This window comes from Martinezella sp. CNPSo 3890 (assembly GCF_057784455.1).
Genome location: NZ_JBXSOR010000023.1, coordinates 16851 through 42471, shown reverse-complemented (window position 1 = coordinate 42471; position 25621 = coordinate 16851). Strand labels below are relative to the sequence as shown.

Genomic DNA, 25621 nt, shown 5'->3' with positions numbered 1-25621 from the left:
TTGAGGCAATTCAATCTCGATAATATCACATGCGGTCGTAAAATCGGCTCCGTAATCACTTGATGAGGGAGCCACCCAATGAACTACATCAACAACATAGCCTCCGAAGCGGTACCGACGAATGCGGTCATCGAAGCCATCCTCAGCCGCAGCGCCGCTAAATATTACGACTCCACCGCCACACTGAGCGACGATCAGATCCGAGATCTGGTGCGCATCGGCACGTCGGCGCCGACCTCGTTTCACCTTCAGAATTGGCGGTTTATCGCGGTCCGCACACCTGACGCCAAGGCTCGGCTCCATCCGATCGCCTGGAAGCAGCCCGCGATCCTCGATGCCGCGGTTACCTTCGTTATCGTCGGCCAATTGGCCGATGCCAGCGCCGTGCCTGCCCGTCTGGCGCCGGTCGTGGAAGCCGGCATCATGCCGGCCCACCTGGTGCCGGAATGGGAGGCGCCCGCCCGCGGCCTCTATGACAACCAACCCCAACGGCAGCGGGACGAAGCGGTGCGCTCCGCGACCTTCGGTACGGCTGCGATCATCTACGCGGCGCGCTCGCTCGGCCTCGGTTCCACGCCGATGATCGGCTTCGACGCGGAAGCGGTGCATCGCGAATTTGGCCTCGCCGAAGATGAAATCCCGGTCATGCTCTTGACCGTCGGACCCGAGCGGTCCGGCAACTGGCCGCAGAAGCCACGCCTGCCCGTAGCCGACGTCCTGTCCTTCGCATAACCCGCAACTCAATCAACATTTATGGAGACGACCATGACCAGAACGACCGTTCTGACGCCGGAACAGGTGCCGGCTGCATCCAAAGAGACCCTCGATGCTTTCAAAAGAAACATCGGGTTCACCCCAAACATGATGGCGGCCTTTGCTCAAAGCCCGATCGCCTTCAACGCATGGGCTGCCCTACTCGGGTCGCTCAGGAAGGTGCTTGACGTGAGGACTCGAGACAGCATCGGCCTTGCCGTCTCCGAAGTGAATGGCTGCAATTACTGCCTGGCGGTGCACAGCTTCACTGCCGAACATATGGCCAAGCTGCCAGCCGAAGAGATCATTCTCGCTCGCAAGGGCCATGCGACCGACCCGAAGCGGGATGCGGCGGTGCAATTCGCGCGAAAGGTTATCGAGACCCGCGGGAAAGTCAGTGACGCGGATCTGAAGGCTGTTCGCGATGCCGAATTCACCGAAGCGAACATCATCGAGATCGTTGCTCTGGTCGCAATGTACACCCTGACGAACCTGTTCAACAACGTCTTCGATCCGGACAAGGACTTTCCTGCCGTTGCCCCGGCCGGCGCGATCTGAGTCCCATCTCTCCTAGTCTCATGAATCTGTAGGATCAACCCCATGAACATTCTCCACATCGACAACAGTCCGCGCCAACAATCCCATAGCCGTCAGCTTTCGGCGGCGATCGTTAAAAGGCTTCTTGAGGTTGCACCTGGCGCGGACATCATCCGACGTGACCTCGGCACTGATCCCCTACCTCAGACCGCGGCCCTTTATGCCGCTGCACTGGCGTCACCGGCCACTTTGGCGGCCCCGCCGGCCGGGTCGCTCGATCTTTCCGAACAGCTTGTGCGGGAAGTCGAAGCGGCGGATGTGGTCGTCATAGGAACGCCGATGCACAATCTGACCATTCCCTCGGTCCTGAAGGCCTGGGTCGACCAGATCTTGCGTGTAGGCCGTACAATAAAATCGACGTCGGTCGGGAAGGTCGGAATGCTTCGGGACCGTCCGGTCCTTATCGGCGTGGCTTCCGGCGGCTTCTTCATCGGCGAGCGCGCCAACCAACCGGATTTCCTGACCCCCTACCTGTCGATTGCGCTTAGCTCGATCGGGCTGAAGAGCCAGCAGTTTTTCCCGCTTCAAGGAACGGCCTTCCTTAACTGGGAGCAGGCGGCAGAGACGAGAGACAAGACGCTTGCAGCTCTCGACGTCACCGCCGTGAAGCGCCTGACCGAAATCCAGGATCAACCCGCAATGGTCGCGAGCGTCGGCTGGAACCATGCCGACCTCGCCTTGCCCAGGCACGCATAGCCAAGCGCACACTGAGGGACCGAAAGCTTCCAACGTTTGTTCATCAACCATCCGACGCCGCCGGCCAATCAACATGAGGCTTCAGATGATCTTATCTACGTCTACGCTTCCCAAGGTCGGTGACAGGATCACCGGCAATTCGACACCGCCCGATGACCGCGCCATCCGCGAATGGCTGGGCTCAGAGGCATACGGTCAATGGAGCGAACTGCGGACCTGGATCGATGCATCCTATCCCGGAGTATTCGCACCCGACTGGCTTTACGGCGGAAAGAAGCGCGGTTGGTCCTTGCGCTTCAAGAAGACTAGGGCGCTTACTACTTTGGTGCCGGAATATCAGCGGTTCTCCGCCATCGTCGTGATGGGCGGAGCCGAACGCGAGAAGTTCGAGGAGCGGCGTTATTTCTGGCGCCCGCGATTGGTCAGAGCCTACGATGACGCGAAGACCTACATCGACGGGAAATGGCTAACGCTTCCAGTCTTGTCCAAAGATGAGCTGCAGGATGTGACAGAGCTTTTGGCGATGAAGCGTCCGCCGCTCCCACGCTGACTAGCCCGTCATCTGCAATCGTTCCTCTCACGAGCCGACACCGGACCCAAAGACATCTACCCACGGCACCCAAGGAAGATCGAAGTGGTCTTCCGCGCTGTATCACCTCAAATCATCAAAGCATCGAAGGAGACAAATCGATGAAAGCCATCATAGCAACCGACGAAGCCGCCGGCGCGGCCGGCATGTCATTGGCGGAGTACCCGCAGCCGCAGGCGGCGATAAACGACGTCATCGTCGAGGTTCACGCGTCGGGCTTCGTGCCGACCGAACTGAGCTGGCCCTCCACCTGGACCGATCGCATCGGCCAAAAACGAACGCCATCGATCCCGGGCCATGAGTTCGCCGGTGTGGTTACCGCTCTCGGTTATGGTACGACCGGCCTTTCTTTGGGACAGCGCGTGTTCGGCCTGACGGACTGGTACCGCGACGGCACCCTGGCGGAATATGTCGCCGTAGAGGCTCGCAACCTCGTACCACTTCCCGGCGACGTGGAGTTCACAGTGGCTGCCAGCCTGCCGATCTCCGGCCTGACCGCCTGGCAAGGACTGTTGCGACATGGCCGCCTCCAAGCAGGCCAGAGCGTCCTTGTTCATGGCGCCGCCGGTGCGGTGGGTTCGATCGCGACGCAGCTTGCGCGCGAGTTCGGAGCCTACGTCATTGCCACCGGACGTGCCGCCGACCGGCAGAAGTCGGTGGAGTTTGGCGCGAACGAGTTCGTCGATCTGGCAAATCATACGCTCGAGGAAATCGGGAGCGTCGATCTCGTGCTTGACATGATCGGCGGCGAGATCCAGAAGCGCTCCGCAGGTCTGGTACGACCCGGAGGTACGCTCGTTTCCGTAGTTGGCCCGGTTGAAGCGCGACCCGTCGATGGCCGGGCAATTGACTTCGTCGTGGAATCCGATCGCGCTCAACTTAATGAGGTTGTTCAGCGGGTACGTGACGAACGCCTTCGGACGAACATCGGCTACATCTCGACCTTGGATAATGCGGTCGCTGCATTCACTCCCACCAGACGGCGGACAGGGAAAACGATCATTCGCACTCGCGAATGAGAGGCGCTAGCCATCAATATCGTCATTATTTTTCCTAAGCGAACCCAAGCTGAACCATGATGGCCGGAGCAACAACTCCGGCCCTATTCTGCGGACGTATGACGGCTGCTTCTCAATGGATAAAGCCGCCGCCAGTTTCGCGATCGCACAACACGCACCGCAATTGCCAAGCACGTCACCACACAGACGACGGCATTTGAGCACCTCCCAGAAGATTCCCGTTTGGACCACATTTCTCAACATGTGTGAGCGCCCAGCCCTCGCCCCGAGAGAAGTATTCCGCCCATTCGGATGGAACCAATTAGCGCCTATCGCGATTTTCTTCCTATGGCCACCGCGCGCTGTTACCTTGCGATCTGGATTATTTTGACATCATGGTATCCGGCTGTCGCCGCCACCATAACCGCACAAGATGTGAATGCCGCTTCCATTTCGTCCGCGCACATCGAAGCACCAAGCCCCAAACCGACCAATCCTGATGCGGCAATCGTAAAACTTCAAATTCTGCTAGATCGAACTGGCGCTTCACCGGGCGCGATCGACGGTTTTGGCGGGGACAACCTCAACAAGGCAATTGCGGGATTTAACGCATTGCAGGGACTTCCAGTTGGCAATAAGCCCGATACGGCCGTGCTCGGGCGGCTCGAAGAGCAAGGCCCGGTCGTTCAGAGTTATTCCATAACCGCAGACGACGGGAAGGACCTGGTACCGAAGATTCCCAAGGACTATGCCTTGCAGGCAAAGATGGATCATCTCGGTTATACCAGCATCGCCGAGAAACTAGCCGAACGTTTCCATATGAGTATTGCCCTCCTCAAGGCGCTCAATCCGACCGCCTCCTTCACTCCCGGTGAAACGATCTCGGTCGCAGCAACCGGCGCTGCAAAGAGCGGTGTAGTGAAACGAATCGAGGTCCATAGGCAATCGGGACAGGTATTCGCATTTGCAGAAGATGGGTCGTTATTGGCAGTCTACCCTGCTACGATCGGCAGCGAGGAGACACCTTCTCCCTCCGGCAAGCACAAGGTCAAAGGTGTCGCGCGATTGCCGACATACATCTACAACCCGACGATCAACTTTCAGCAGGGTCACAATAAGAAGATATTAAAGCTGCCGAGCGGGCCGAATAATCCCGTCGGCACCGTCTGGATTGATTTGACGGAACCAACTTATGGGATTCACGGAACGCCGGATCCGGAACTTATCGGCAAGGTCGACTCTCACGGTTGCGTCCGCCTGACCAACTGGGATGTGGAAGAGCTCGCAGGGATGGTTAAGCCGGGCGTAGTGGTTGAATTTGTCGACTGAACATTAGGTTGCGGAGGGAAGGAGCAAAGTGGCCGTCCCCCCGCCTGGCTGAAATGCCACTTTTCAAAGATCGACTCAGGTTCGACAAAATCCAGTCCGTTGATGTGAAAGGATATGAACCTGTGACGCCGTTATTTACTTCGTCAGCGAAATCGATTTGTCATTGCTCCATAACCGGACGATTGTGAGCAAAATGCTCATTTGCGCAGCCTCACGGCGGCAATGGCATGTGGCATCAGGAACGCGGCAATCTCTGTGATAACTTCCTTCAGATCGCCGGGTTCATGTGCAACGCTTTCAACGAAAGCGTGCTATTGTCGTTGCTTTTCCTGGTCCTTGGCAAACGCGTCCGTGAGGGCGTCGGGTATCTCCGTGGGGATCGGTGTTTCTCGTCGTTCGAAAGTCGCTTTGATCGCACGCGCCAATCTGTCATCATTGAAATCGAATGACCGGTTGAGAATCCAGATGTCGTAGAAGTCCTTCATGCGGCTGTTTGCACGCCCTAGCATGACCATCGCCTGGAACTTCTCGGCAATGACCGTCTCCCGCGCATAGGCTCGGAGCCGGGGCATCGGAAAGCCGAGCATGGAAGGATAATCCAGCATCTCCGCCCCAGGCTCGAGCGCATCGCCAAATCCGATGTCGATCGTCAGGGTAATCCGCGCGCCACTGATCAAGGCCACGACCCGCAGCCTGAGCCCGCCATATTCCAGTCCCTCACTAATGCGATCCACGCGTAAAGTTTCTGCATCGAACGTGACGCCATCATCAGCTTGTTGCGCCAGAATCTCGCGAAAAGTCTTCAGCATCGGGTCCGGCTCGGGATTGCCAAAGCCCAAAAGGTCGAGATCGCGTGTGCCACGGTGCGGATCGTCAAACCAACTCATCATTAGCATCGCGCCCTTCAGCACAAAGCGGCCGGCATGAGGTGATTCGCTGAGCCGGAATAATAACCGCTCAAGCGCAAAACGCGTCAGAACCAAATCGAAGGTTTGCCCACTTGCCTTGGCGAGTTGCAACAGGCGGGTGCGCACCGAGGCGCAGAGATTTCTGATTTCTTTAGCCATTGGCGGTCAATGCCTCGAGATACGGCCGGATCACCGTTCTAACACCGCCGTGCTCGGCTTCAGCAGCGATCTCGCCGGGGTTGGCCTTGCGTTGCCGTAGCGCTTCTTGAAGCCCCTCGATCGCCACGGAGAGGCCGATCTTGTTGCGATAGCGGAAGCTATCGGCAATTGTTTTGGCAACTCCGAAAATCTTCACGGGAACACCTTCAATAACATGGATTTCAACGCCATCGTGGAGCAGGCTCTCCGTAAAGCGCACGATGCGAATAGGTGTGCCATCTGGTTTCGGAGGCCAGTCTTTGCGGCCTATGGCAAGCCACACGTGTCCTGGCAGTTGATCGGTAAGGCCGTGGAATGCCAGAGCCGAAACAAGGCAGACAACGGCTTTCGGAACGCGTTTGGCAGCCTCTGCCAGACTATGGTTGGCATCGAGTTCGGCATCTGGAAGTTGATATAGACCGCGAGCAAGCCGCAGCACTTCACCATCCCGTTCCATTCGGCTCATGGTTGCCGCTGTCACGCCAGCGCTCCGAAGTTCCGCCAGTCGTGCGATGCCCCGCTCGATAAGCACATTACGGGCGATCTGGCGTTGAGTGACGGAAGCCGGCATTGACACAAGAACTCGGAGTATAGAATCTATTGTCCGAGGATTTGTATCACAATCCATACCCTTGGGGAAGGCAACGATTGGACGAAATCGCGAGCAACAACGATAGTTATGCTCTTGATGGGAGTCGAACCGACGACCCTGTGGTTACAAAGTGTTTCACTCCTCAAATTTTCCAAAGGCATGTATCGACTTTGCCTCGATAGAATGTCCGACCCGCGGGCCTGCGGCCTCCACCGGCGAACTGCAACGACGTGCCGATCGCGGTTTCTCGGCCGCACCAAGACGACAACGGCGGACGACCGCACGCACGTCGTCGTTTTGATCGGCCGGCCGATCGAAGCGCTGAAGCGGTGGATCGAGGAAGCCAGAATCGATACCGGACCGGTGTTCCGCCGCATCGACCAATGGGGCAATATCGATCGGCCGGCGCTGACGCCGCAGTCGGTCAATCTGATCCTGAAGACGCGGTGCAGCCAGGCCGGTTTGGATCCGGAGCTCTTTGGCGCATGGACTGCGATCCGGATATCTGACCAGGGCGGCCAATCGCGGCATCCCTTTGAAGGAGGCATGCAGCAATCCCTGCACAAGCCGTGGCGCAGGCGGCGAGCTATTATAACAACGCGGAGCGAAGAACGGACGGGCGGCGCGTTTGTTTTTGTAGCGCTACGTCCGGATTCTCGAGAGACGCGCGCTATTTTCTCCTTGCAATTCTGGAGTTTTATTCCATAAATGCAAGGATGATTAACCGTCGAATATCATCCGAACTGAACGAACTCCTCGATACGCGCCCAGCTGTCGCGCTCATCGGGCCGCGTCAGGTCGGAAAAACGACGTTGGCACTCTCCATAGCCGACCATCGGCCTTCGATCTATCTCGACCTGGAATCGGATGCTGATCGTGCCAAGCTCGCCGAACCGGAACTATATCTCAGCCAACATAGTGACAAGCTCGTCATATTGGACGAGGTTCACCGGCTTCCTAATCTTTTTCAGAATTTGCGCGGACTTATCGACCGCGGCCGTCGAAGTGATAGAAAAGCGGCGCAGTTCCTGCTGCTTGGGTCAGCATCCATTGACTTATTGAAACAGTCGGGTGAGACGCTCGCTGGCCGTATAGCCTATCTTGAAATGGGCCCCGTTAACGGCATCGAAGTACCAGCTGACGAACTAAATACGCTATGGCTACGAGGGGGTTTCCCAGACAGTCTACTCGCTCAAACCGATCGCGCAAGCCAGCGATGGCGGCAGGACTTTATTCGTACGTATCTGGAGCGAGATATTCCTTTGCTCGGTCCTCGTATTCCTGCGGAGACATTGCGGCGCTTCTGGACCATGCTCGCGCATCATCAGTCCGGACTTCTGAACGCCGCAGAGTTTGCACGTGCGCTTGGCGTCGATGGCAAGACCGTTGCCTCCTATCTCGACCTGCTGGTTGATCTGCTGCTCGTACGACGTCTGGAGCCTTGGCATGCAAATGTTGGAAAGCGTCTCGTAAAATCGCCTCGGGTTTATGTTCGCGACAGTGGCATCACCCACACTCTCTTGGGGTTGACCACTCAGGAGGATCTGCTCGGCCATCCGGTCGCCGGTGCAAGTTGGGAAGGTTTCGTTATCGAGACGCTGATTGCTGCAGCACCGGCCGGAACACAGAGTAGTTTCTATCGGACATCCGCCGGCGCCGAAATCGATCTGCTCCTCACGCCACCGGGCAATCGTCCGTGGGCCATCGAAATCAAGCGTAGTCTGTCGCCTAGACTCGAAAAGGGCTTCTATCTTGCGTGCGAGGATTTGAATCCGCTGCGACGGATCGTCGTCTACCCCGGACAGGAGATCTTCCCCATGAAGCAAGACGTGGAAGCAATGCCGGTATCAGCGTTAGGGGCAGCCTTGGCCGAACTCGGCTAGCGCACTGAGCGCTTCTCGGCGCCAAAGCCTGTCCAAAATGACCAGGCGGAGCTCGCCCTCTTCAAAATGGCCCCTGAACATTCAAGGCGGCATAGATATACGGTAGGCGCAGGCTTATGCCACCGTAAGGCGGATTGCCCTATAGCCTCAACTCCTCCAATACCGGTCACCATCCACCCTGATCCTCATTATACTATTTTCTCGAACATAGTATAGCGCCGCTGTCGAGATGCCCGCTCTTGATGAGAATCGAACCAAAGATCCCGTTCCCGATTTCATAAATTTTTGTAATCAGTTAGAGACCGAGAGATAAGCGCCTCCTGAAACTCCTGTGAAAGAAGCCCATGTTCGTCATCAGGGAACTTCTTAATCGAAACGACTTGATTGAATGGGCGATCACCGAGGGCTTCCGGGAGATCGTACCGGCGACCGCTTTGCATGTTACCGTCGGAAAATTCCACGAGACGAACGTTTGGCGGCAGCTGGTACCCGCCGCGGACGATTTGACGATCCGCGCGAGCCAACGAAGAGCTGTCCTGAACTTTGGAGGCATCGTCGTACTGGCCTTTGGTTCCATCAAGCTTTCCCGCCGTCACACGGAGTTTCGCCGGGCGGGAATGACGTGGTTTTATCGAGATTACACACCCCACGTTTCATTCGCGCTCGACAGCCTGGATTTACGAGACATCCGGCCATTTGACGGCCGCCTCCGTTTTGGACCGGAGATTTTCAAGCCTGATCCGATCCTGGATTCATTGCCAACCTGACGAAACGTTGTCTCTAGGCCACTCCCGACGTCGTTTCGGGTTGCACGCTCAACAGGGAGCACTTGCCCTCTACGAGTATGAGGACTGATTTCGCGCCGGCCAGGGATGAGATCGACGTGTTCACCGACCCGCGATCAACCAAACGATGTGCGAAACGTAATCACCTTGATATGGATCGCGCTCAGAGCATAGTTCTGAGCCTCATTGAGGCAGATGATAGACTTCGGCGTTGTCCTGCCGCTCTCGGAGGCCTTTATACGACGCATGGCGTAGCTTGCCATCATCCGTCCAGGCACGATATTCGATCTCGGCGATCAATGTCGGCTGAACCCAGACAACGCCGCGCTGTTTCAAGGCAATCGGCGCCCGCGAGGTCTTGAGCTTATCCAAATCCTTGCGAAGCTTGGTTGCGTCGCGCTCATTGAAGCCTGTTCCGACGTTGCCGACGTAGATGAGATCGTGGCCTCGATAAGCAGCGAGAAACAAATTGCGGATCCCGCCGTGTGCAACAGCGGACGGTTCATAGCCGACGATGAAAAAACTGTCGCTGTGGACGCATTTCACCTTGATCCAATCACCGGTGCGACCGGAGCGATAGGGCTGCTCCCGGTTCTTGGCGATGATGCCTTCGAGCCCATGCGCGCATGCGGTGGCCAACAGCTCGTTGCCATCGGCTTCCACCTCTTCGGATAGCTTTATGACGCCTGCGTGATCGAGGAGAAAGCCATCCAGGATCTGCCGACGCTCGGTGAGATCCAGCTTCGTAAGGTCGTGCCCATCGAAATACACGAGATCGAAAGCATAAAAGATCGCCTCGTTTGCTTGGCGGTGCCCTCCCCTTCCGCCAAGGGCACGCTGAAGAGCGCCAAAGTTCGATCTCCCCTTCTCATCCAGGACGACGGCTTCGCCATCGAGGATCATCGTCGTGCCGAATTCGGCGGCTTCCTTGGCGATCGTCGGAAAACGATCGGTCCAATCGTGCCCTCCACGTGTGAGGATCCGTACGCGGCCTGGTTCAACATGGGCCGCAAGACGATAGCCGTCCCATTTTATCTCATAGAGCCATTGCGGTCCCGTGGGGACTTCCGACTTCAAAAGCGCCAGCGCCGGCTCGATCCGCTCGGGCATGGGATCGAGGGGCAACCGGGGCTGGGCTGGGTCGCGGGCCTTGCGCGGCTGGCTTCGCAGCGGCATTTCAGAGGAGGCGAGAAGTGGTTTTGATGACTTACGCGGGGACTTCGTCATGAAAAACACTGCAACAGAGAAAGCTTAAGGAGTCGAGTCTTTCCTCTTGGCGATCAATCCGGATTGCCTACTCCTCGCGCCACCGCCGCCAGTTCTATGAGTTGCGTGTCGTTATGCACGCCTTGCCGGTAGAGCTCGATAATGATCGCCGCTGCGCGTTGCGCTTCCTCGCTGTCCTTGCCAACCTTTAGCCTCGCTAAAATTCCGTCCAAGGCCCGGCGCCATCGGTGTCCATGACGATACCGTCCGTGCCATCGACGGCTACGATCGGGGAATATTGCGAGAGGGACCAGGGCGCGATCCGCTGGAGCGCTTCCGCACCGGCCGCTGGATCCGCATCGGCGAACCGCAGCCCATGCACCATGACTTGCGCCTTGGCGGCCGGCATGCGGACGCGCACACCTGCTTGCCTGGCCTTGGCATCGGCCGCCGATATCCAGCGCCTGGAGCCGCTGATAACGGTCGAAAGGCGGTGGGTGGTCGCGATCACCGTCTTTCCCTCCATCACAAGATTGGGCTTCTCCTGGATGGCTGCTTCGGATTCGCTGTCCAGGGCCGACGTCGCCTCGTCGAGCACTAAGATCGATGCATCCTTCAGGAGCACGCGAGCGATAGCCCCCGCCGGCGCTGACCGCCCGGCAATTTGATGCAGCGATCGCCGACGAAGGCGTCATAAACTTGCGGCCCTCGCTGTCGGCAAGGTCGGCAATGAAGCCATCGGCGCTCACCATCTTGCCACCCTTCGATCTCTTCCTGCGTCGCCTCCGGCCGGCCGCCGCGGATATTGCGCCGACGGAACGGTACAGCGACGCGACATCCTGGCGCGTTGACTCTTGTCGCGCAGCGAAGGCTTGCCTGCGTGATGGCGCGGATACCCACGCGCCAAGCAGGCGCTGGACCGATTGCGTGTCCTGTTGAAACTCGTTCTGGAAGCCCGAACGTAGGCAGTTTGAACGGATTAATCAGGCGCTTACTGTTGGCTTCAACGTGAACGCCTCGAGCAGCGCAAACCTTTTGCCATAAAGAACAAGATAGCCGTGCCCCAGAGAAATGTCCGCTACAGGTGGACAGCACACCCATTAGGTAGACTTAGACATGGGGCGGCTGTACCGCCTAATCCACACGTACTGGACGGCCAGTGCCAAGCAGGTGTGAATTTTCGACGAGGTAGTCAACAAAACACCTGATACGCACCGGCATGTGGGCTCCGCCGACGAATACCGCATGGATCTCTTCCACTTCGCCGGGATTGAACTCCTCGAGAAGCGGCACGAGTTGTCCAGACCGGATTGCGTCCTCGACGGTCTGCGTTCCCACGCGCGTAATTCCGACACCCTCTGCGGCGAGTTGCCCCAGCGTCTCGCCATTGTTTGCTTCTACACTGCCTTTGATAGTCAAAGGATAATCGAGCCCGTCTTTCCGAAACGGCCATGTTGGGGCGGCTCGCTTGAAGTTGAACCCTAGGCAGTCGTGATCATGAAGGTCCTCTGGAACCTGCGGCGTGCCTCGACGTGCGAGGTATTCCGGGGATGCGACGATCACCTTGCGCGTTTCGCCGAGCTTTCGCGCGGTCAACGCCTCGTCGGTCACGGGACCGAAGCGGATGCCAACGTCCGCTTGCCCTGCGGCGATGTTCACGATCGTGTCGGTGAGATTGACGTCGAGCAAGATGCCGGGATACCGCCTGATAAACTCGCCCAGAAGCGGGACCAGCGACAGTCTCCCGTACTGGATGGACGTGGTCACCCGAAGACGACCGCGCGGGGAACTCCGGTCGGAGATCATCTGCTCGGTTTCGCGGAGATCCGCGAGAATTCTGCGCGCCGCCGATAGATAAGCGGTGCCCTCCGGCGTAATTGTCAGCAATCGAGTACTGCGCAGCAGCAGCCGGACCCCAAGCCTTGCTTCGATGCGATCGACGATCCTGGCGACCGAAGATGGCGCAAGACCGAGCCGGCGGCCGGCCGCGGAGAAGCTTCCCGCTTCGGCGACTAACGTGAACACCTCAAGATCACCTGTCACTTCCATCCCATCCATTTATGCGGCCTGCGCAAAAGATTTTCGCGGAAAGATGGGATACACAGGCCAAAAGAAAAGCCCATCTTTGCGCCTGATCGAATGATGCAACCTTCCGTTCGTGGAGCTAACTCGCGGTCGAATAAGTTGGAGGGCAAAACAGGATGATGATCTCGCCATTTAAGATCCACATATCCGATGAACGCCTCGCTGCGATCCGCAATAAGGTCGAGGCGTATGACTGGTCTCAGCTTGCCGACGTCGGCGGCTGGTCGGCAGGGGTCGGAGTGCGTGACCTCAAGCGCCTGGTAGCCTACTGGCTCGACAGCTACGACTGGCGTGAGGTCGAGCAGCGTCTCAATCGGCGTCCGAATTTCAAGACGGATGTGGAGGGCGAAGGAATTCACTTCCTCCACGCCAAAGGCGATGGCGCCAAGTCACCTGTCCTCCTTCTGCATGGTTGGCCGGGATCCTATCTTGAGTTTGAACGCCTAATCGACCCGCTCGTCGCGGACGGGCACGACGTGGTCGTCCCTTCCCTCCCCGGTTTCGCGTTTTCACAGCCGATCACGGGCGTCATCGGACCACGGCGGGCAGCCGAACTGATGCATCTGCTGATGACGAGGCTGTTTCCAGGTCGCCGTTACGTCGTGCAGGGAGGAGACTGGGGCGCAGGGATCGCAAGTTGGATGGCTTATAGCCAGCCAGACGCGTTGCTTGGGTTCCACCTTAACATGGTCGGTGTCCTGGCCAAGGATGTTGTCCCGACTACCCCGGAAGAGGAGGACCTGGTCAGAAGGCGAGCCGTGATCCTGGACTGGGAGACGGGCTATAATCACGAACAGGAGACTCGCCCGCAGACGCTGGGGGTGGCGCTTGCCGACAGCCCGGTCGGAGCGGCTGGATGGATATTGGAAAAATTTGGCAAATGGGCCGACCTGGGTACGATGGCAGACGGTAGTCCAGATCTCTGGAGCAAGTTCTCCGAAGATGAACTGCTGACCAACATCATGCTCTACCTGGCACCGTCATCGGTTGTCACTTCGACCTGGATCTATCACGGCAAGCGTCTGGAGGGATCGCAGACATTTCCGGAAGGCACCCGCATCGAGGTCCCAATGGGCGTAGCTGCGTTTCCCGATCCGGTATTCCTCCCTCCACCTAGATCGCTTGCCGAAAGGACCTACAACGTCGTTCATTGGAGTGAGTTGGCCAAGGGAGGCCACTTCGCGGCGCTCGAGCAACCGGAACTGATGCTCGCGGACCTGCGGACGTTCATCGCAAGGGTTGAGGGAGGCAAGCGTTGAGCGCGGCGAACGGAACAGCCACGAAGACCGTTGAGACCGGCACCCTTTCCATCGGTTACCTTGAACACGGGGCGCCCGACGGTTGGCCGGTCGTTCTCTCACACGGATTTCCATACGACGTGCACGCGTTCGATGAAGTCGGTCGGACTTTGGCGCGGGCCGGAGCGCGGGTCATTGTACCGTATACTCGTGGTTTCGGACCGACGCGCTTCCTGTCGGACGAAACGCCTCGCAGCGGACAGCAAGCCGCCCGCGGCCTCGATATCGTCGAACTGATCGACGCGCTTGGGATCAAGCGGCCCATTCTTGGCGGCTTCGACTGGGGCGGAAATGCCTCATGCGTGGCGGCAGCCCTATGGCCGGAACAGATCGGCGGCTTGGTATCCTATGCTGGCTACGACATCATTGACGTCAACGGGCAACGGCACCCTGTGGCTCCTGCATTGGAAAAAGTCTTCTGGTATCAGCACCTGTTCCAGACGGAGCGTGGACGCGAGTGCCTGTTGCAACACCGCCGGGATCTCTGCCGGATACTATGGAGCGAGTGGTCTCCAGCCTGGCGGTTTGATGATGCGACGTTTGCCAGGTCGGCCGAGGCGTTCGAAAATCCTGACTTTGCGGACGTCGTCATTAGCTGCTATCGCCATTCTTTCGGCCTTGAGGCCGGTGAGATGGCGATGCAGGAGTTCGAGGTCAGACTGGCCCAGAAGCCTGCAATCGCCGTGCCGGCTGTCACCATTGACGGGACCAGTGATCCCCTGAAGCCCGGTGGGACGTCGCACCATGCAAAAATGTTTGTCGGCTTCCATGAACACCGCGTCGTCAACGCCGGACACAACGTGCCGCAGGAGCAACCCGAGGAGTTCGCGAACGCTGTCATTAGGATCCACCAGCAGATCAGTTGAAGCCCCAGGAGGAACGAGATGACGGCCCCACTTTCGGAATTGTATCAAGAATATATCGACTGCCTCAATAACCGGGACTGGGGCAGCCTGGCGGACTACGTCAATACCGATGTCGCCTACAACGGAGAGATCGTCGGCCTTGATGCATATCGGCGGGCGCGGGAGAAAGAGGCTCATGAGATCCCCGACTTGTACTACACAGTCGACATCCTGGTCTCAGACAACAATACGCTGGCTAGCCGCCTCGAATTTGACATTAGTCCAACCGGGGAGTTTCTCGGCCTTCCGGTCAATGACCAGCGCGTGTCGTTCTGCGAGAACGTCTTTTACGAATATAAGGGCGGAACTCTCGCCAGCAGGGGATCGGCATCTCCGACAAAGCAGGGCAGTCGGGTCATGCCAATCCCTTGTTGCGCCGCAGCGATCTGCGCTTGGGGGTTCGGGCCGTGAACGGAACCCCTGTAGCGCGAACCTCTCCCTCGTTGACCCAGTCCGGAAGAGCGGTTTCTACAGTCTCCAAAAGACGGTGATACGTAGCTTGGACATAGCGGCTTTTCTCCCGGGCCAGGATGGATGTAATGGGAGGGCTTCTAATCTACTCTCCCCCTAGTGCACTGGATACTTCCCATGTATTAGTGAACAGTAATAAGATGTTTTTCTCAATGGATCCATTACTACTCCTTACCTCTATTAATTGTGTATTGTGGCAACTTCAACACAGCATTGTTTGTCTCTGGGTTGTATATGGGTGGCTCTGCGTTCGACCGTAGTAAGAACAATCTTGAGGAGAAAGAAGAATGAAATCCCTTTTCGCATCCGTCGTGATCGCTGTATCAACTCTCGCCTTTTCTGCCCATGCAGCCGATTTGACGACGCCCGGTGCCCCAGTTGCCGCGCCTGCTGAGGGCTTTTCCTGGACCGGCGGTTATGTCGGCGTGCACGGCGGCGGAAGCTGGCTTAAGGGCGATTTCAGCGTTCCCGGCGCAAGCGCTTCGGATAACTTCAACGGCGGTTTCGCTGGCGGCTTTGCCGGCTTCAACTATCAGCTGAACAACAATGTCGTGCTCGGCATCGACGGCGATATCGGCCGCAATTGGAACTCCAACAGCTATGACGTATTCGGCACGAAGGTAAAGGTCGGCACGGATATTACCGGCTCGGTGCGCGGGCGCCTCGGCTATGCGTTCGACCGCACGCTCATCTACGCGACCGGTGGCTGGACCGCAACGCGCGGCTTTATCAAGGTGCCCGGCGACAAGGAAACGAAGACCTTCAACGGCTGGACCATCGGCGCCGGCGTGGACTACGCCTTCACCAACAACATCTTCGCCCGCGCCGAATACCGCTTCAACAGCTACGGCGATAAGGACATTGTCGGCATCAAGGCCGACCTCGACCAGCACGTTGTCGGCGTCGGCGTCGGCGTGAAGTTCTAAGATTTAGGACCGGTTTGATTTGGAGAGCCCGCTGGCGTTTGCTGGCGGGGTTTTTCGTAGGACGGTAATGTCACGTTTGTCGTGGGCTTAACCGTTGGAAGGTCATTGGTCTGGATGACCACGCCGTGGCTGCCGGCATTATTCGTCAACGGCGATTTCGATCTGATCTGCAGCAGCAACGCAAATCGTCAGGGCGACCCGATGCGTGCAGCCTGTCGAAACATTACCCTGGCGAGCATGTCCTGCAGGCATTGGCTGCCATTGGAGAAGGACGAACTCGTCCAGGTCATCGGCTGCTGGCTCCAGAACAAAAAACTTTGATGGCGGCAACTGAAGAATGAGCCCGCAGGTGAAGAGTGCAACAATCCTCAGCAATTGCGCTGACGGCGTGCTGACCCATCGGAAATTCTTTAGTAATCACTCCATAATTCGCTTGACCGACGCCGCAATCATTGACAGAAATTCTGCATCAAAGTGTATGAAAAAGGACTCTTCAATGGATCTCCAATCGGATATCCGCAGTGTTACAACCCGCACCGGCATGGTGGCAATTCCATCCGGACTGCAGGCCGATGTCGACCAGTTCCACTACGCGCCGGCGCGCCGGGCTGGGGACTTCGTCTTCCTGTCGGGCATCGTTGCCTGCAGCCGGCAACCGCATCCCTTGGACGCGGAGGGCTTTCGCGCGGAGCTGCGCCGCGTCTTCCGGCAGATCGAAGAGCTGTTGCACGCCTGCGACGCGCGGCTTGAGGACGTGGTGGAACTGCAAATGTTCCATGTGCTCGGCAGCGACCGGCTGGCGCTAGACAAGGCCGGACAACTGGCTGCGATCGCGGCCGTGCGAGACGAATTCTTCCCTGCCCCCTATCCAGCCGCGGTCGAGCTGGCTGTGGCAGAACTGAACCCGGATGGCGGGCTGGTCGAGATCAAAGCAACCGCCTTCGCGCCGGTAGTGCCGCAGCAGCGCGCACCGTAGCAGCTCAGCCGACCTTGCCCTGCTGCCTCAGCCAGGCGGCGGCGCGGACGCCGCCGCTATCGCCTTCAGAACCGGCGTGGCGCATTGCGGAGCGAACACGATTGGCGGCACCCGCTATATCTAAGTTCCTGCACGCCGTCGATGACCCCGGAAGGACAGGGCTATCTTGACCGCGTTCGGGAATGCGTTCCTTTGCCGAGGGCTCCTCTGTCCAGGCAGCAAAAGCCCTCGCCGGCACTCTTCGACCCTATGGTTCGGTGGCCATGACATGAAAACCACCGAACCAACCTTCCTCCGATCGCTCTGCTCCCACTTTCCTAATCAGCGAGTGTCGTATGTTTGCGAAGCGAGAGAGCAATCAGGATCGACACGGCGATACCTGCCGCAACAAGACAGAACGCCGTTTGCATTCCATCCGTCATAGCGAGTTTGAGCGGCTCGCCGGATAGTCCTTGTGTGTGGCGATTGGCCACCGCGATCATGATCGCCAGACCGATGGCATTGCCCACATTGAGCGTTGTCGATGCCATGCCGGAAGCGATACCCTGTTCGTCATGATGAACGCCGGACGCGGCTGCGATCCACATGCCGGTCCACACAATGCCCTGGCCAACTCCGGAAATGATCACACCGGGGACGATGGCAAGATAACCGGCTTCCACCGTGGCTCCAGGGATCATAGCAATTGTGCCTAGTACTCCAACGACCATGCCGGCAACAAGGGTCAACCGGGTTGTGAACCATGTCGCAAGCCGCTCGCCGATCTGAGTTCCAGCGGCGATCGCAAGAGAAGGAACGAGAAAAGCCAGTCCGGTCTGCATCGCTGTCATGCCCTGAATATTCTGAAATAGGACTGTAAGAAAGTAAGGCAAAGTGCCGAACGTTGCCATGTAGAGGAAGGTGATGGCCATTCCAGCGACCAGACTGCCATTTCGAAAGAGCCGCAGTGGCATAAGCGGGTCCGAGCTTCTCGCCTCGATCGTCACGAAAATCAGCAGGAGAGTCAGAGCGGCCAGTGCGCTCCAAATAATGCTTGGCGCCGTCCATCCATATTCTGGTCCCTGCACGAGAGCAAAGACGAGCAGCGTCGCGCCCGCGGTGACGGTGATGGCGCCCGCCAGATCGAAGCTGCGATGTTCGTGCCGCTTTGGATCTTTCGGGATTACAAAGAAGGCCGCCATGATCGCGAGACCGGCGAGGAGGACATTCACGTAGAAGACCGATGGCCAGCCGAAGGTCGCGGTCAGAAAACCGCCGGCAATAGAACCGATCGTCAGGCCGCTGGCACCCGCGCCGCCCCAAACGGCCAGAGCGCGGTTGCGCTCGGGACCTTCTGCAAACAGGCGATTGACAAGTGAGAGGGTCGCTGGAAACAGAAACGCCCCCCCGATGCCCTGCACGGCACGGGCTAGGATAATGACCTCTGGACGCCAGGCCAGTCCGCCGACAAGCGACGACAAGGCGTAGACCCAAAGCGCAAAAATGAACATGCGACGCTGACCGATCAGGTCGGCAGCACGGCCACCAAATAGAAGAAAGCCTCCGGTGAAGACGGTATAGACGCTCACCACCCATTGAAGCGTCTGTTCGGAAAAGCCGAGACCAGCGCCGATCTCCGGCAGTGCCACGAACACGATGTTGAGATCCAGAGCGATGATGAGTTGGGCGAATGCGAGCAAGGTCAGGATGGCCGCTCGCCTTCCGGCTGAGCGGGTTCTCGGTGCAGTCGGTGCTATTGATTGTGCTTGATCTGACGCAGTCACGAAAAGCTCCTATGATTCTTGAATGATCATTCAAGAATCCCTACTTGCCAATTTGAGTCAAGCAAATTATTTATCAACCACTCAAGAATGGAGTATCCGATGGCGAGGCCGCGGGAGTTCGATCGAGACAAAGCACTGGCGAAGGCGCGCGACGCCTTTTGGATCACGGGGTACGAGGGAACGTCGATTTCCGATCTCGTCGCCACTCTCGGCCTAGCGCCAGCTCGAATTTATGCTGCATTTGGCTCTAAGGAGGATCTCTTCAGGGAAGCCGTGGCGCTTTACGAAGCCAATGAAGGGGGGTTTGTCGGAAGAGCGCTCGCCGAGGAACCGACAGCCCGCGCAGCGATCATCCGCATGCTTGACGACGCTGTTCAAACGTACACAAGACAGGGGCAACCGCGTGGATGCCTAGTCGTTTCAGCCGCAACCAGCAGCGCAGTGGAAAACGAAGCCGTTCGCGAGTTCCTTGCCGAGCGGCGGCGCGCTCAGGAAGCATCCATAATAGAGCGCCTGAGACGCGCGGTTCGGGACGGAGAGCTCCCGGACGGAACAGATCCCGACGTGCTGGGTAGCGCGGTCGCGGCGCTTCTCATCGGAATTTCGATGCAGGCAAGAGACGGGGCATCCAGGAAACGCTTGAAGGCTATGTGTGCTTTTTCCGCTGCAGCACTTTTGGAGAAACCCAATCCGCTAAGAGGCCAATAGCTCCAGACGTTTCCCGTATATCCGGTTCTGCTCCGAATGACTCAACCAGAGACCTTTGATGAAGACTACCATATTGCAGATCGAATCCATATTCTCATTATGGGAGTGTCAGGACGATCTTGCCGCGTGAACGACCACTTTCACTGAGCGATATCGCTTGCGGTGCCTTTGAGAAAGAAAACGCGGTTTCAACAACGACACGAAGCTCCTGTCGATCGACAAGGTTCACGATCTCCTTGAGAAGGTCTCCATCAATCGGCCGTGGGCCGCGGCCGAAGATGGGCGTCGCGTTGCGATGGGCCGCCTTCTGCTTGTCGGGAGGGGCAACGATCGAGACAAAACGCCCTCCTTCGCGCAGAAGCGGCCATGCGGTATCCTGCGCTGTCGGACCGACCAGGTCGACAACGGTGTCGACCGGCGCAAGGGCGCTCGTGAATTCGCCCTTCTGATAGTCGATGACCTCATCGGCACCGAGGGAACGCACAAAATCGACATTCCGCGCCGAAGTTGTTCCAACGATCCTGGCGCCGGCGCGCTTGGCGAGCTGGGTTGCGAAGGTACCGATCCCCCCCGATGCCCCAAGAATCAGGATCGTTTGTCCGCGGCGGACCGCCGCCGCTTCAAACAGCACCAACCATGCGGTGCCGGCTGCTACCGGAATACCGGCAGCATGCTCAAGCGGGATGGCATTCGGAGCATGAGCGACGTCAACCGCCTTCGCCACCACAAATTCGGCAAAGGCGCCTTCGGCGCGAGCGATCACTCTGTCACCGGGCCGGAAGCCACGGACTTGCGGCCCCGCTAGCTCGACCGTCCCGGCGACATCAAGGCCGAGCGTCAGCGGAAAGGTTGCCGGCCGGATCGCGCTGAAATGCCCATTGCGGGTGCGCCAGTCCGCTGGGTTGATACCGGCTGCGTAGGTCCGGATCCGCACTTGGTCAGGCCCAATTTCCGGGACGAGCACGTCGTCGCAGATCAGAACGTCGGCCGCGCCATAGCCATGGATGCGCCATGCTTTCATCATTCTCACGGACATCGATCGTACTCCTTGGCCGCTTAGCGATTGCCGGCCTGCTTGATCAGGAAATCGACGAAAGATGTCGGTGTGATTTCAGGATAGCGGGCGTTGCTGAGATCGGTCAGCTTCGCCTTTCCCGACACCATCGCCCACTGGTATTGCGCAGCGATTGGGGCCCAGAAGTCGGCGTTGGTCGCCTTGGTGTCGGCAATCCAGCGTTCCAGATCCGCTACCGTGCCGACCTGGCGCACCTGGAACTGTCGAGCAAAAGCCTTTTCCGCCGCAGCGATGGCTTGCTTCATGGTGATCTGATCGCCGGCAATCGAGAGCTTGCCGCTCGGAAGGCCGATGTCGAGAGCTGCCGCTGCGGTATAGGATGCCGTATCGGCAACCGTAGTTACGTCAAAGACGGTGTCACCATCACCCCAATAAGTGATCGTGCCGGCGTCCAGATCGAAGACCTGAAAGAAGGGGGCGAGCACCACTTCGTGGAAGGCGCCGTTCAGTATATGAATATGCTCTAGCCCGCTCCGTTCGATCGCCTCGTCTGCCTCCCGCCGCCAGTCGAGCATGGGGTGGCTGCCAGGCTCCAACTTGAACAAGTCGATGGCGAAGTCAGAGGGAATGATGCGTCGGACGCCATTGCGCTTGGCGGCGTCGAGCAACGCGAGCTGGCCGCCGACGATGGTCTCGCGCATTCCTTGGACAGCCGAGATCACAACATCCACACCGCCGGTCGCCGCAACTAGGCTGGCAGGCTCGTGCAGATCACCTTCCACGATAGTTGCACCACGGCTTGTCAGGCGATTGAGCTCGGCCTTCTTCGTTCCCGCCTCGAGCGTCTGTTTGCGAACGAGTATCTGGAGCCTCGCCTCAGGCCGGTCGAGCAGCACGTTGGCGATCCCTGCGCCAAGCATGCCGGTAGCGCCCGCAAGAAGAATGGTCGTTTTATCTGTCATGTGAAGATCCTCTGCTATTCAATGACAAACCTATTTATGTTCTCTGGAATGGACAATGTATCCACTTTGGAACATCATGTTCCCATGAGTGAACATATGATTTCCGATCTCAATCAGGTGCGGCTCTTCGCCAAGATTGCCGAGATGAAGAGCGTGACCGGCGCCGCTCGTTCCCTTGGAAAGCCAAAATCCACAGTCAGCCGTGACCTTGCGCGCTTGGAGGCGAGCCTAGGCGTGACGCTTATGCAGCGCTCGAACCGGAAGCTGACGCTCACGGACAGCGGCAGACTGTTCCTGCAGCATGCCAAACGCATTCTGGGCGACCTCGCGGATGCGGAAGCCGCGGTCGGCCGGCTTAACGCCGTGCCGCGAGGCCTCCTGCGTGTGAGCGCTCCATTTACCTCTGGTCACGCGCTGCTCGCGCCTTTGCTGCCAGGTTTTCTCGAGTGTTATCCGCAGGTACAGGTCTTGCTCGAATTGGAGAACCGCCGCGTCGATATCATCGGTGAGGATTTCGATGTTGCCATTCGAGTCGGACGGCTAGAGGATTCGAGCCTTACGGCCCGCAAGCTCGGCCATGCCGTATTCGGCCTGTTCGCCAGCCCCGCCTATCTGGCACGGATGGGGCACCCCGAAAATCTCACCGACCTCGCGCGCCATGACATAGTCGACAAGGGCGGATTACCTGGACCTAAAAGCTGGAAGGTCGACGGACCGGGTGGCGCCGTCGAGGTCGACGTGGCGCCTCGGCTGTCGGTGAACGACCCCGCCGCGCTACGTATCGCACTTTTAGGCGGAGCGGGCATCGGTTGGTTACCGAGTTTCCTTGCGGCTCATGATGTCGACAATGGTCACCTCATTCGGCTCCTTCCCCATCACCACCGCGACAAGGCCGACATTCATGCCTTGTTTCGTGCGCGCAGAAGTCTCGCTCTCAACGTCAAGGTGTTTGTGGACTATCTGGTGGAGCATTTCCTAGTTTGAGTGCGATCTACGACATTCAAGCGGATGCCTTTTCCAAATCTGGCGCGATAACGAACGGGAAAGCCCAAAAGCGGCGACAGCGAGCGTCATGGGCGCGGCCTCGATTGGGATGATGCGGAACTCGCATTGTGTTGATCCGATTTCGTTCTTCCCAGCAATGTCCCTCCGGGGTCAATGGGAGACAGCTCCCCGCCCGCTCGAACAGTTGGCCTGCATAATGTCTTCCGGCCGATGGTCGCGCTGCGCGACATGACGGTCTGCGGTCAACTGACGTCCGATAGCACCAGCTCTTCAAGGGATCGGAACCGACGACCCGACTTTCTCTGTCGCATACATGATATCTACGCCTGTGATTTTTCATCGGCTATCGCTGCGGACGACCACGGATCCCAGTGACTCGTTAAGCCAAATTTATGATAAGGCCATGCCTGTCCTGCTGCAGACGAAGGAAGAAACTGACATCTGGATGCGAGCGTCATGGGGCGAAGCAAAGCAACTCACTCGACCACCTTCCGAACGATGCGCTGATCATTCTGGCGCGTAAGCCCTAAGGATCATCGATCGTTTCGAAGTCTGGCGAGCCGGGGAGCAAGACATTCCGCTGTGACTCGCCGGTCCTTAACTTGCGCTTCGTTCACTTCGCCTTCCGCTTCCTCAGCGCTTCATCCTTCAGTTCGATCCAGACGGGGGCGTGGTCGCTCGTGTGCTCCCAGCCGCGGACATGCTTGTCGACCTCCGCCTTCGCCAATCTTGCCGCCGCCTCGGAACTCAGCAGGAAATGATCGATCCGTAGCCCGGCGTCGCGGGCATAGGCGTTACGAAAATAATCCCAGAAGGTGTAGATGTGTTCGCCCGGATGCAGGTGGCGCAGAGCATCCGTCCAACCTTGGTCGACAAGGTTCTTGTAGGCCTCCCGGACTTCCACGCGAAACAATGCGTCGTCCGTCCAGCGTTCCGGCTTGTAGACGTCGATCTCCGTCGGCATCACGTTATAGTCGCCGGCGAGCACGACCGGAACTTCCAGTTCGAGCAGCTCGGCCGCATAGTCCTCCAGTCTCTTGAACCAGCGGAGCTTGTAGTCGAATTTCGGCCCAGGATACGGATTGCCGTTCGGGAGATAGAGCCCGCCGATGACGATCCCGTCAACGATGGCCTCGATGTAGCGGCTGTGCGCGTCTTCCGGATCGCCGGGCAGACCTTTTCTGGTGAGGTGAGGTTCCTGGCCCTTGGCAAGGATCGCGACGCCGTTCCATGACTTCTGTCCCTGCCAGACGGCACCATAGCCGGCGGCCTCGATGGCTTTGATCGGAAACTTCTCCTGCGGCGCCTTCAACTCCTGCAGACAGACGACGTCCGGCTCGGCCTCTTCAAGCCATCGGAGAAGAACCTCGAGCCGGCCGTTGACGCCGTTGACATTGTAGGTCGCGAGCTTCACGGCCTAGTCTCGGCCGATTTCCGCCTCGACCTTCTTGCGGGAATTCCCGGCGCTCTTCACGGCCTTCTTCACCGTGTCCTTTGACACGCCTTCCTTCTTCGCCTCGTAACGGACTTCATGATCCTGCCCGGCTGCGACCTTGGCTCGATCCTGTGCTCTGCCTCGCGACGTGGTTGCCATTGTTCGTGCTCCTTATGGTTTCGGCCACCGGAAAACGGACGCCGATTCAAGAAGTTCCATACTCGTATGGTGCGGGAGATCCCTCAAATGAGCGCAGCATCAGGAAGCCGCTGGGCACCCGTTGACGCACCAACCTCGTCGCTTTTCTCTCTAAGGCAAGGTGAGAAGCGCTCGGTTCATATTGACAGAGACGCTCAATCCCCCGCTCGACCCGGAAGTCCTGTCAGATCCTGAGCCCATCCCAACGCGGACGAGCACCAGAGCTGCGAGCGGGGCTTCAGCTCCTGGCGCTGGTTCACCGTTCCCAGTCTAATCCCAACTCGCTCGGCATCTTCATCCTCTCCGGTCGTATAGATGGGCGATCCACAATCAGCACAGAAGAATTGCTGCCGGCGGCGACCATTGTCGGCGGTCTTGACGTAAAGCCTGGGCGCGCCGGACGTAATCTGGAAGTGATCGCGTTGTGTGCTGACCGTCACTCGGTAAGCGGTTCCCGTCAATCTCTGGCAGTCGGTACAATGGCAGATCGACACGTCTTGCGGGTCGACCTCGGCTTCATAAGTGATTTTTTCGCATTGGCATGCGCCATCGATATGCATGTCAGCTCTCCCTCCATTTTCACTATTTCGGACATAGAGGCTGCCCCTCACAAGTCGACATCCACTTCTGCCACTCTTGTGCCCCAACAGCAGCGTCTCCATTCCTGAACCTGTGTCGAACCACTAATTTCGCACGGTCGGACGGCTAAGCATTTCGCTCAACTCACTGTTTGCCGCATCGGAAAGGTACGGTCAAAACATGCTGGTGACCTGTCTTAATCCCCAGTTCAGATGTTCTTGTATAAATGACTGGACTGATCGCTTCGGCGCTGATCAATCTTGCTGGCAATTACATCAAGCTTCGGAACTTGTTTCGCCGAATGTGAGACGCATTTCCGTTGCAGGCTTGAAACCAAGAGACGCATAAACCGGCTTGCCGGCTTCCGAAGCATGCAGCACGACAGCAGTACAGCCGGCCGACCTGAGATATTCAACGGCAAGCTGTGTCAGCAGGCGCGAAATACCCTGGCGGCGGTACGCAGGCTCTACGAAGACGCTCCATATATAGCCGCGCTTGTGCACATCTTGCCGAAGGACGTCCGGATAGGGGGAGAGATGAACTTGGCACGAGACGGACCCAGCAGCGGTCGCGCCGTCCAACGCGATGAATGTAGCAAGCTCGCGGCTCTGCCTACCCTCTTCGATGAAACGATGGACCTTCAACCGGGCATCGAAACAGATGTGATCCGGCGGAGTGCCGTAACTGTTCCAGATTGCGAGGTAATGCGTGATAAGGATATCATCATGCTCTGGCGTCGCCTTTAGGTATTCCATTGTTCG

25 protein-coding genes and 7 pseudogenes are annotated in these 25621 nt (G+C 58.2%); 18 read left to right on the top strand and 14 right to left on the bottom strand.

Annotated features, from left to right (window positions below; all coding sequences use genetic code 11):
• Nucleotides 1-78: 78 nt before the first annotated feature.
• The 6 genes from AC13RC_RS31305 to AC13RC_RS31280 all read left to right on the top strand — a co-directional run bounded on the left by AC13RC_RS31305 (nucleotide 79) and on the right by AC13RC_RS31280 (nucleotide 4962).
• On the top strand, nucleotides 79-732 hold the full coding sequence (locus AC13RC_RS31305) for a nitroreductase family protein (RefSeq protein WP_145322810.1): 654 nt from the start codon (nucleotides 79-81) through the stop codon (nucleotides 730-732).
• Between the two features lie 33 nt (nucleotides 733-765).
• Entirely contained in the window at nucleotides 766-1311 is a 546-nt protein-coding gene (locus tag AC13RC_RS31300; protein ID WP_488559540.1) for a carboxymuconolactone decarboxylase family protein, read from the top strand.
• 42 nt (nucleotides 1312-1353) lie between these two features.
• Nucleotides 1354-2046 (top strand): FMN-dependent NADH-azoreductase, encoded by a 693-nt coding sequence (locus AC13RC_RS31295; protein ID WP_488559539.1) that lies wholly within the window; start codon nucleotides 1354-1356, stop codon nucleotides 2044-2046.
• Between the two features lie 85 nt (nucleotides 2047-2131).
• Nucleotides 2132-2596: a DUF3788 domain-containing protein gene (locus tag AC13RC_RS31290; protein ID WP_113390856.1), complete on the top strand. Its 465-nt coding sequence runs from the start codon at nucleotides 2132-2134 to the stop codon at nucleotides 2594-2596.
• Nucleotides 2597-2736: 140 nt separating this feature from the next.
• A complete protein-coding gene (locus AC13RC_RS31285; RefSeq protein ID WP_368518408.1) occupies nucleotides 2737-3654 on the top strand; it encodes an NADP-dependent oxidoreductase in 918 nt (305 codons plus the stop codon).
• 327 nt (nucleotides 3655-3981) lie between these two features.
• Nucleotides 3982-4962, top strand: a complete 981-nt coding sequence (locus tag AC13RC_RS31280) for a L,D-transpeptidase (protein ID WP_183813435.1) — start codon at nucleotides 3982-3984, stop codon at nucleotides 4960-4962.
• Between the two features lie 197 nt (nucleotides 4963-5159).
• Here AC13RC_RS31280 and AC13RC_RS31275 read toward each other — a convergent pair.
• Nucleotides 5160-6029, bottom strand: a pseudogene (locus AC13RC_RS31275) (nucleotidyl transferase AbiEii/AbiGii toxin family protein).
• Nucleotides 6022-6639: a type IV toxin-antitoxin system AbiEi family antitoxin domain-containing protein gene (locus AC13RC_RS31270; RefSeq protein ID WP_113353623.1), complete on the bottom strand. Its 618-nt coding sequence runs from the start codon at nucleotides 6637-6639 to the stop codon at nucleotides 6022-6024. Before AC13RC_RS31270 ends, AC13RC_RS31275 begins: the two are co-directional and overlap by 8 nt.
• Before the next feature lie 252 nt (nucleotides 6640-6891).
• On the opposite strand from AC13RC_RS31270, the pseudogene AC13RC_RS31265 reads away from it, so the two are divergent.
• The 3 genes and pseudogenes from AC13RC_RS31265 to AC13RC_RS31255 all read left to right on the top strand — a co-directional run.
• Nucleotides 6892-7300 (top strand): annotated as a pseudogene (locus AC13RC_RS31265) (tyrosine-type recombinase/integrase); the annotation flags it as partial.
• A 76-nt stretch (nucleotides 7301-7376) separates the two neighbouring features.
• Nucleotides 7377-8543 (top strand): ATP-binding protein, encoded by a 1167-nt coding sequence (locus tag AC13RC_RS31260; RefSeq protein ID WP_488559538.1) that lies wholly within the window; start codon nucleotides 7377-7379, stop codon nucleotides 8541-8543.
• A 344-nt stretch (nucleotides 8544-8887) separates the two neighbouring features.
• Entirely contained in the window at nucleotides 8888-9310 is a 423-nt protein-coding gene (locus AC13RC_RS31255; protein WP_488559537.1) for a phage prohead protein, read from the top strand.
• 201 nt (nucleotides 9311-9511) lie between these two features.
• On the opposite strand, the gene ligD is transcribed toward AC13RC_RS31255, so the two are convergent.
• The 4 genes and pseudogenes from ligD to AC13RC_RS31235 form a co-directional block, all read right to left on the bottom strand.
• Nucleotides 9512-10555, bottom strand: a complete 1044-nt coding sequence (gene ligD, locus AC13RC_RS31250) for a non-homologous end-joining DNA ligase (protein WP_488559536.1) — start codon at nucleotides 10553-10555, stop codon at nucleotides 9512-9514.
• A gap of 217 nt (nucleotides 10556-10772) precedes the next feature.
• A pseudogene (locus tag AC13RC_RS31245) lies at nucleotides 10773-10991 on the bottom strand (DNA polymerase Y family protein); the annotation flags it as partial.
• A 6-nt stretch (nucleotides 10992-10997) separates the two neighbouring features.
• Nucleotides 10998-11428: pseudogene (locus AC13RC_RS31240) on the bottom strand (ATP-binding cassette domain-containing protein); the annotation flags it as partial.
• A 240-nt stretch (nucleotides 11429-11668) separates the two neighbouring features.
• Nucleotides 11669-12583, bottom strand: coding sequence for a LysR family transcriptional regulator (locus AC13RC_RS31235; RefSeq protein WP_488559535.1), 915 nt, complete (start codon nucleotides 12581-12583; stop codon nucleotides 11669-11671).
• A 152-nt stretch (nucleotides 12584-12735) separates the two neighbouring features.
• On the opposite strand from AC13RC_RS31235, the gene AC13RC_RS31230 reads away from it, so the two are divergent.
• The 3 genes and pseudogenes from AC13RC_RS31230 to AC13RC_RS31220 all read left to right on the top strand — a co-directional run.
• Nucleotides 12736-13878 carry an epoxide hydrolase family protein gene (locus tag AC13RC_RS31230; protein WP_488559534.1) on the top strand — a complete coding sequence of 381 codons (1143 nt, stop codon included), beginning with the start codon at nucleotides 12736-12738 and terminating at the stop codon, nucleotides 13876-13878.
• A complete protein-coding gene (locus AC13RC_RS31225) occupies nucleotides 13875-14783 on the top strand; it encodes an alpha/beta fold hydrolase (protein ID WP_183813600.1) in 909 nt (302 codons plus the stop codon). The genes AC13RC_RS31230 and AC13RC_RS31225 overlap by 4 nt, the downstream gene beginning before the upstream one ends.
• A gap of 18 nt (nucleotides 14784-14801) precedes the next feature.
• Nucleotides 14802-15077, top strand: a pseudogene (locus AC13RC_RS31220) (ester cyclase); the annotation flags it as partial.
• 47 nt (nucleotides 15078-15124) lie between these two features.
• Here the strand turns inward: AC13RC_RS31220 and AC13RC_RS31215 are convergent.
• Nucleotides 15125-15282, bottom strand: a pseudogene (locus tag AC13RC_RS31215) (LysR family transcriptional regulator); the annotation flags it as partial.
• Between the two features lie 298 nt (nucleotides 15283-15580).
• Between AC13RC_RS31215 and AC13RC_RS31210 the strand changes: the two are divergent.
• From AC13RC_RS31210 to AC13RC_RS31200, 3 genes are all read left to right on the top strand, one after another.
• The gene (locus AC13RC_RS31210) at nucleotides 15581-16219 is read left to right on the top strand and encodes an outer membrane protein (protein WP_183813604.1); all 639 of its coding nucleotides are present in this window, start codon (nucleotides 15581-15583) and stop codon (nucleotides 16217-16219) included.
• A gap of 105 nt (nucleotides 16220-16324) precedes the next feature.
• Nucleotides 16325-16540, top strand: a complete 216-nt coding sequence (locus AC13RC_RS31205; RefSeq protein ID WP_183813606.1) for a hypothetical protein — start codon at nucleotides 16325-16327, stop codon at nucleotides 16538-16540.
• 175 nt (nucleotides 16541-16715) lie between these two features.
• Nucleotides 16716-17195 (top strand): Rid family hydrolase, encoded by a 480-nt coding sequence (locus AC13RC_RS31200; protein ID WP_113353613.1) that lies wholly within the window; start codon nucleotides 16716-16718, stop codon nucleotides 17193-17195.
• Nucleotides 17196-17512: 317 nt separating this feature from the next.
• Here the strand turns inward: AC13RC_RS31200 and AC13RC_RS31195 are convergent, their stop codons facing one another.
• Nucleotides 17513-18958 (bottom strand): MFS transporter, encoded by a 1446-nt coding sequence (locus AC13RC_RS31195; RefSeq protein ID WP_488559533.1) that lies wholly within the window; start codon nucleotides 18956-18958, stop codon nucleotides 17513-17515.
• Nucleotides 18959-19045: 87 nt separating this feature from the next.
• On the opposite strand from AC13RC_RS31195, the gene AC13RC_RS31190 reads away from it, so the two are divergent.
• Complete coding sequence (locus AC13RC_RS31190) at nucleotides 19046-19666, top strand: TetR/AcrR family transcriptional regulator (protein WP_488559532.1); 621 nt, start codon at nucleotides 19046-19048, stop codon at nucleotides 19664-19666.
• A gap of 97 nt (nucleotides 19667-19763) precedes the next feature.
• Here AC13RC_RS31190 and AC13RC_RS31185 read toward each other — a convergent pair whose 3' ends face one another.
• Entirely contained in the window at nucleotides 19764-20702 is a 939-nt protein-coding gene (locus AC13RC_RS31185) for an NADP-dependent oxidoreductase (RefSeq protein ID WP_113420322.1), read from the bottom strand.
• A 20-nt stretch (nucleotides 20703-20722) separates the two neighbouring features.
• The gene (locus AC13RC_RS31180; RefSeq protein WP_183813610.1) at nucleotides 20723-21643 is read right to left on the bottom strand and encodes an NmrA family NAD(P)-binding protein; all 921 of its coding nucleotides are present in this window, start codon (nucleotides 21641-21643) and stop codon (nucleotides 20723-20725) included.
• Nucleotides 21644-21739: 96 nt separating this feature from the next.
• On the opposite strand from AC13RC_RS31180, the gene AC13RC_RS31175 reads away from it, so the two are divergent.
• Complete coding sequence (locus tag AC13RC_RS31175; RefSeq protein ID WP_162759613.1) at nucleotides 21740-22627, top strand: LysR family transcriptional regulator; 888 nt, start codon at nucleotides 21740-21742, stop codon at nucleotides 22625-22627.
• Between the two features lie 379 nt (nucleotides 22628-23006).
• Nucleotides 23007-23178, top strand: a pseudogene (locus tag AC13RC_RS31170) (SOS response-associated peptidase); the annotation flags it as partial.
• An 83-nt stretch (nucleotides 23179-23261) separates the two neighbouring features.
• Here the strand turns inward: AC13RC_RS31170 and xth are convergent.
• From xth to AC13RC_RS31150, 4 genes are all read right to left on the bottom strand, one after another.
• Nucleotides 23262-24062, bottom strand: coding sequence for an exodeoxyribonuclease III (xth, locus tag AC13RC_RS31165; RefSeq protein WP_488559531.1), 801 nt, complete (start codon nucleotides 24060-24062; stop codon nucleotides 23262-23264).
• 3 nt (nucleotides 24063-24065) lie between these two features.
• The gene (locus AC13RC_RS31160) at nucleotides 24066-24242 is read right to left on the bottom strand and encodes a DUF3606 domain-containing protein (protein ID WP_113353607.1); all 177 of its coding nucleotides are present in this window, start codon (nucleotides 24240-24242) and stop codon (nucleotides 24066-24068) included.
• 194 nt (nucleotides 24243-24436) lie between these two features.
• Entirely contained in the window at nucleotides 24437-24841 is a 405-nt protein-coding gene (locus tag AC13RC_RS31155) for a GFA family protein (RefSeq protein WP_113353606.1), read from the bottom strand.
• Nucleotides 24842-25135: 294 nt separating this feature from the next.
• Complete coding sequence (locus AC13RC_RS31150; protein ID WP_113420325.1) at nucleotides 25136-25615, bottom strand: GNAT family N-acetyltransferase; 480 nt, start codon at nucleotides 25613-25615, stop codon at nucleotides 25136-25138.
• Nucleotides 25616-25621 lie beyond the last annotated feature (6 nt).

Coding starts and splice junctions, on each gene's coding strand:
- AC13RC_RS31305 (WP_145322810.1), top strand. CDS start 79: ATGAACTACATCAACAACATAGCCTCCGAAGCGGTACCGACGAATGCG.
- AC13RC_RS31300 (WP_488559540.1), top strand. CDS start 766: ATGACCAGAACGACCGTTCTGACGCCGGAACAGGTGCCGGCTGCATCC.
- AC13RC_RS31295 (WP_488559539.1), top strand. CDS start 1,354: ATGAACATTCTCCACATCGACAACAGTCCGCGCCAACAATCCCATAGC.
- AC13RC_RS31290 (WP_113390856.1), top strand. CDS start 2,132: ATGATCTTATCTACGTCTACGCTTCCCAAGGTCGGTGACAGGATCACC.
- AC13RC_RS31285 (WP_368518408.1), top strand. CDS start 2,737: ATGAAAGCCATCATAGCAACCGACGAAGCCGCCGGCGCGGCCGGCATG.
- AC13RC_RS31280 (WP_183813435.1), top strand. CDS start 3,982: ATGGCCACCGCGCGCTGTTACCTTGCGATCTGGATTATTTTGACATCA.
- AC13RC_RS31270 (WP_113353623.1), bottom strand. CDS start 6,639: ATGCCGGCTTCCGTCACTCAACGCCAGATCGCCCGTAATGTGCTTATC.
- AC13RC_RS31260 (WP_488559538.1), top strand. CDS start 7,377: ATGATTAACCGTCGAATATCATCCGAACTGAACGAACTCCTCGATACG.
- AC13RC_RS31255 (WP_488559537.1), top strand. CDS start 8,888: ATGTTCGTCATCAGGGAACTTCTTAATCGAAACGACTTGATTGAATGG.
- ligD (WP_488559536.1), bottom strand. CDS start 10,555: ATGACGAAGTCCCCGCGTAAGTCATCAAAACCACTTCTCGCCTCCTCT.
- AC13RC_RS31235 (WP_488559535.1), bottom strand. CDS start 12,583: ATGGAAGTGACAGGTGATCTTGAGGTGTTCACGTTAGTCGCCGAAGCG.
- AC13RC_RS31230 (WP_488559534.1), top strand. CDS start 12,736: ATGATGATCTCGCCATTTAAGATCCACATATCCGATGAACGCCTCGCT.
- AC13RC_RS31210 (WP_183813604.1), top strand. CDS start 15,581: ATGAAATCCCTTTTCGCATCCGTCGTGATCGCTGTATCAACTCTCGCC.
- AC13RC_RS31200 (WP_113353613.1), top strand. CDS start 16,716: ATGGATCTCCAATCGGATATCCGCAGTGTTACAACCCGCACCGGCATG.
- AC13RC_RS31190 (WP_488559532.1), top strand. CDS start 19,046: ATGGAGTATCCGATGGCGAGGCCGCGGGAGTTCGATCGAGACAAAGCA.
- AC13RC_RS31185 (WP_113420322.1), bottom strand. CDS start 20,702: ATGTCCGTGAGAATGATGAAAGCATGGCGCATCCATGGCTATGGCGCG.
- AC13RC_RS31180 (WP_183813610.1), bottom strand. CDS start 21,643: ATGACAGATAAAACGACCATTCTTCTTGCGGGCGCTACCGGCATGCTT.
- AC13RC_RS31175 (WP_162759613.1), top strand. CDS start 21,740: ATGATTTCCGATCTCAATCAGGTGCGGCTCTTCGCCAAGATTGCCGAG.
- AC13RC_RS31160 (WP_113353607.1), bottom strand. CDS start 24,242: ATGGCAACCACGTCGCGAGGCAGAGCACAGGATCGAGCCAAGGTCGCA.
- AC13RC_RS31155 (WP_113353606.1), bottom strand. CDS start 24,841: ATGCATATCGATGGCGCATGCCAATGCGAAAAAATCACTTATGAAGCC.
- AC13RC_RS31150 (WP_113420325.1), bottom strand. CDS start 25,615: ATGGAATACCTAAAGGCGACGCCAGAGCATGATGATATCCTTATCACG.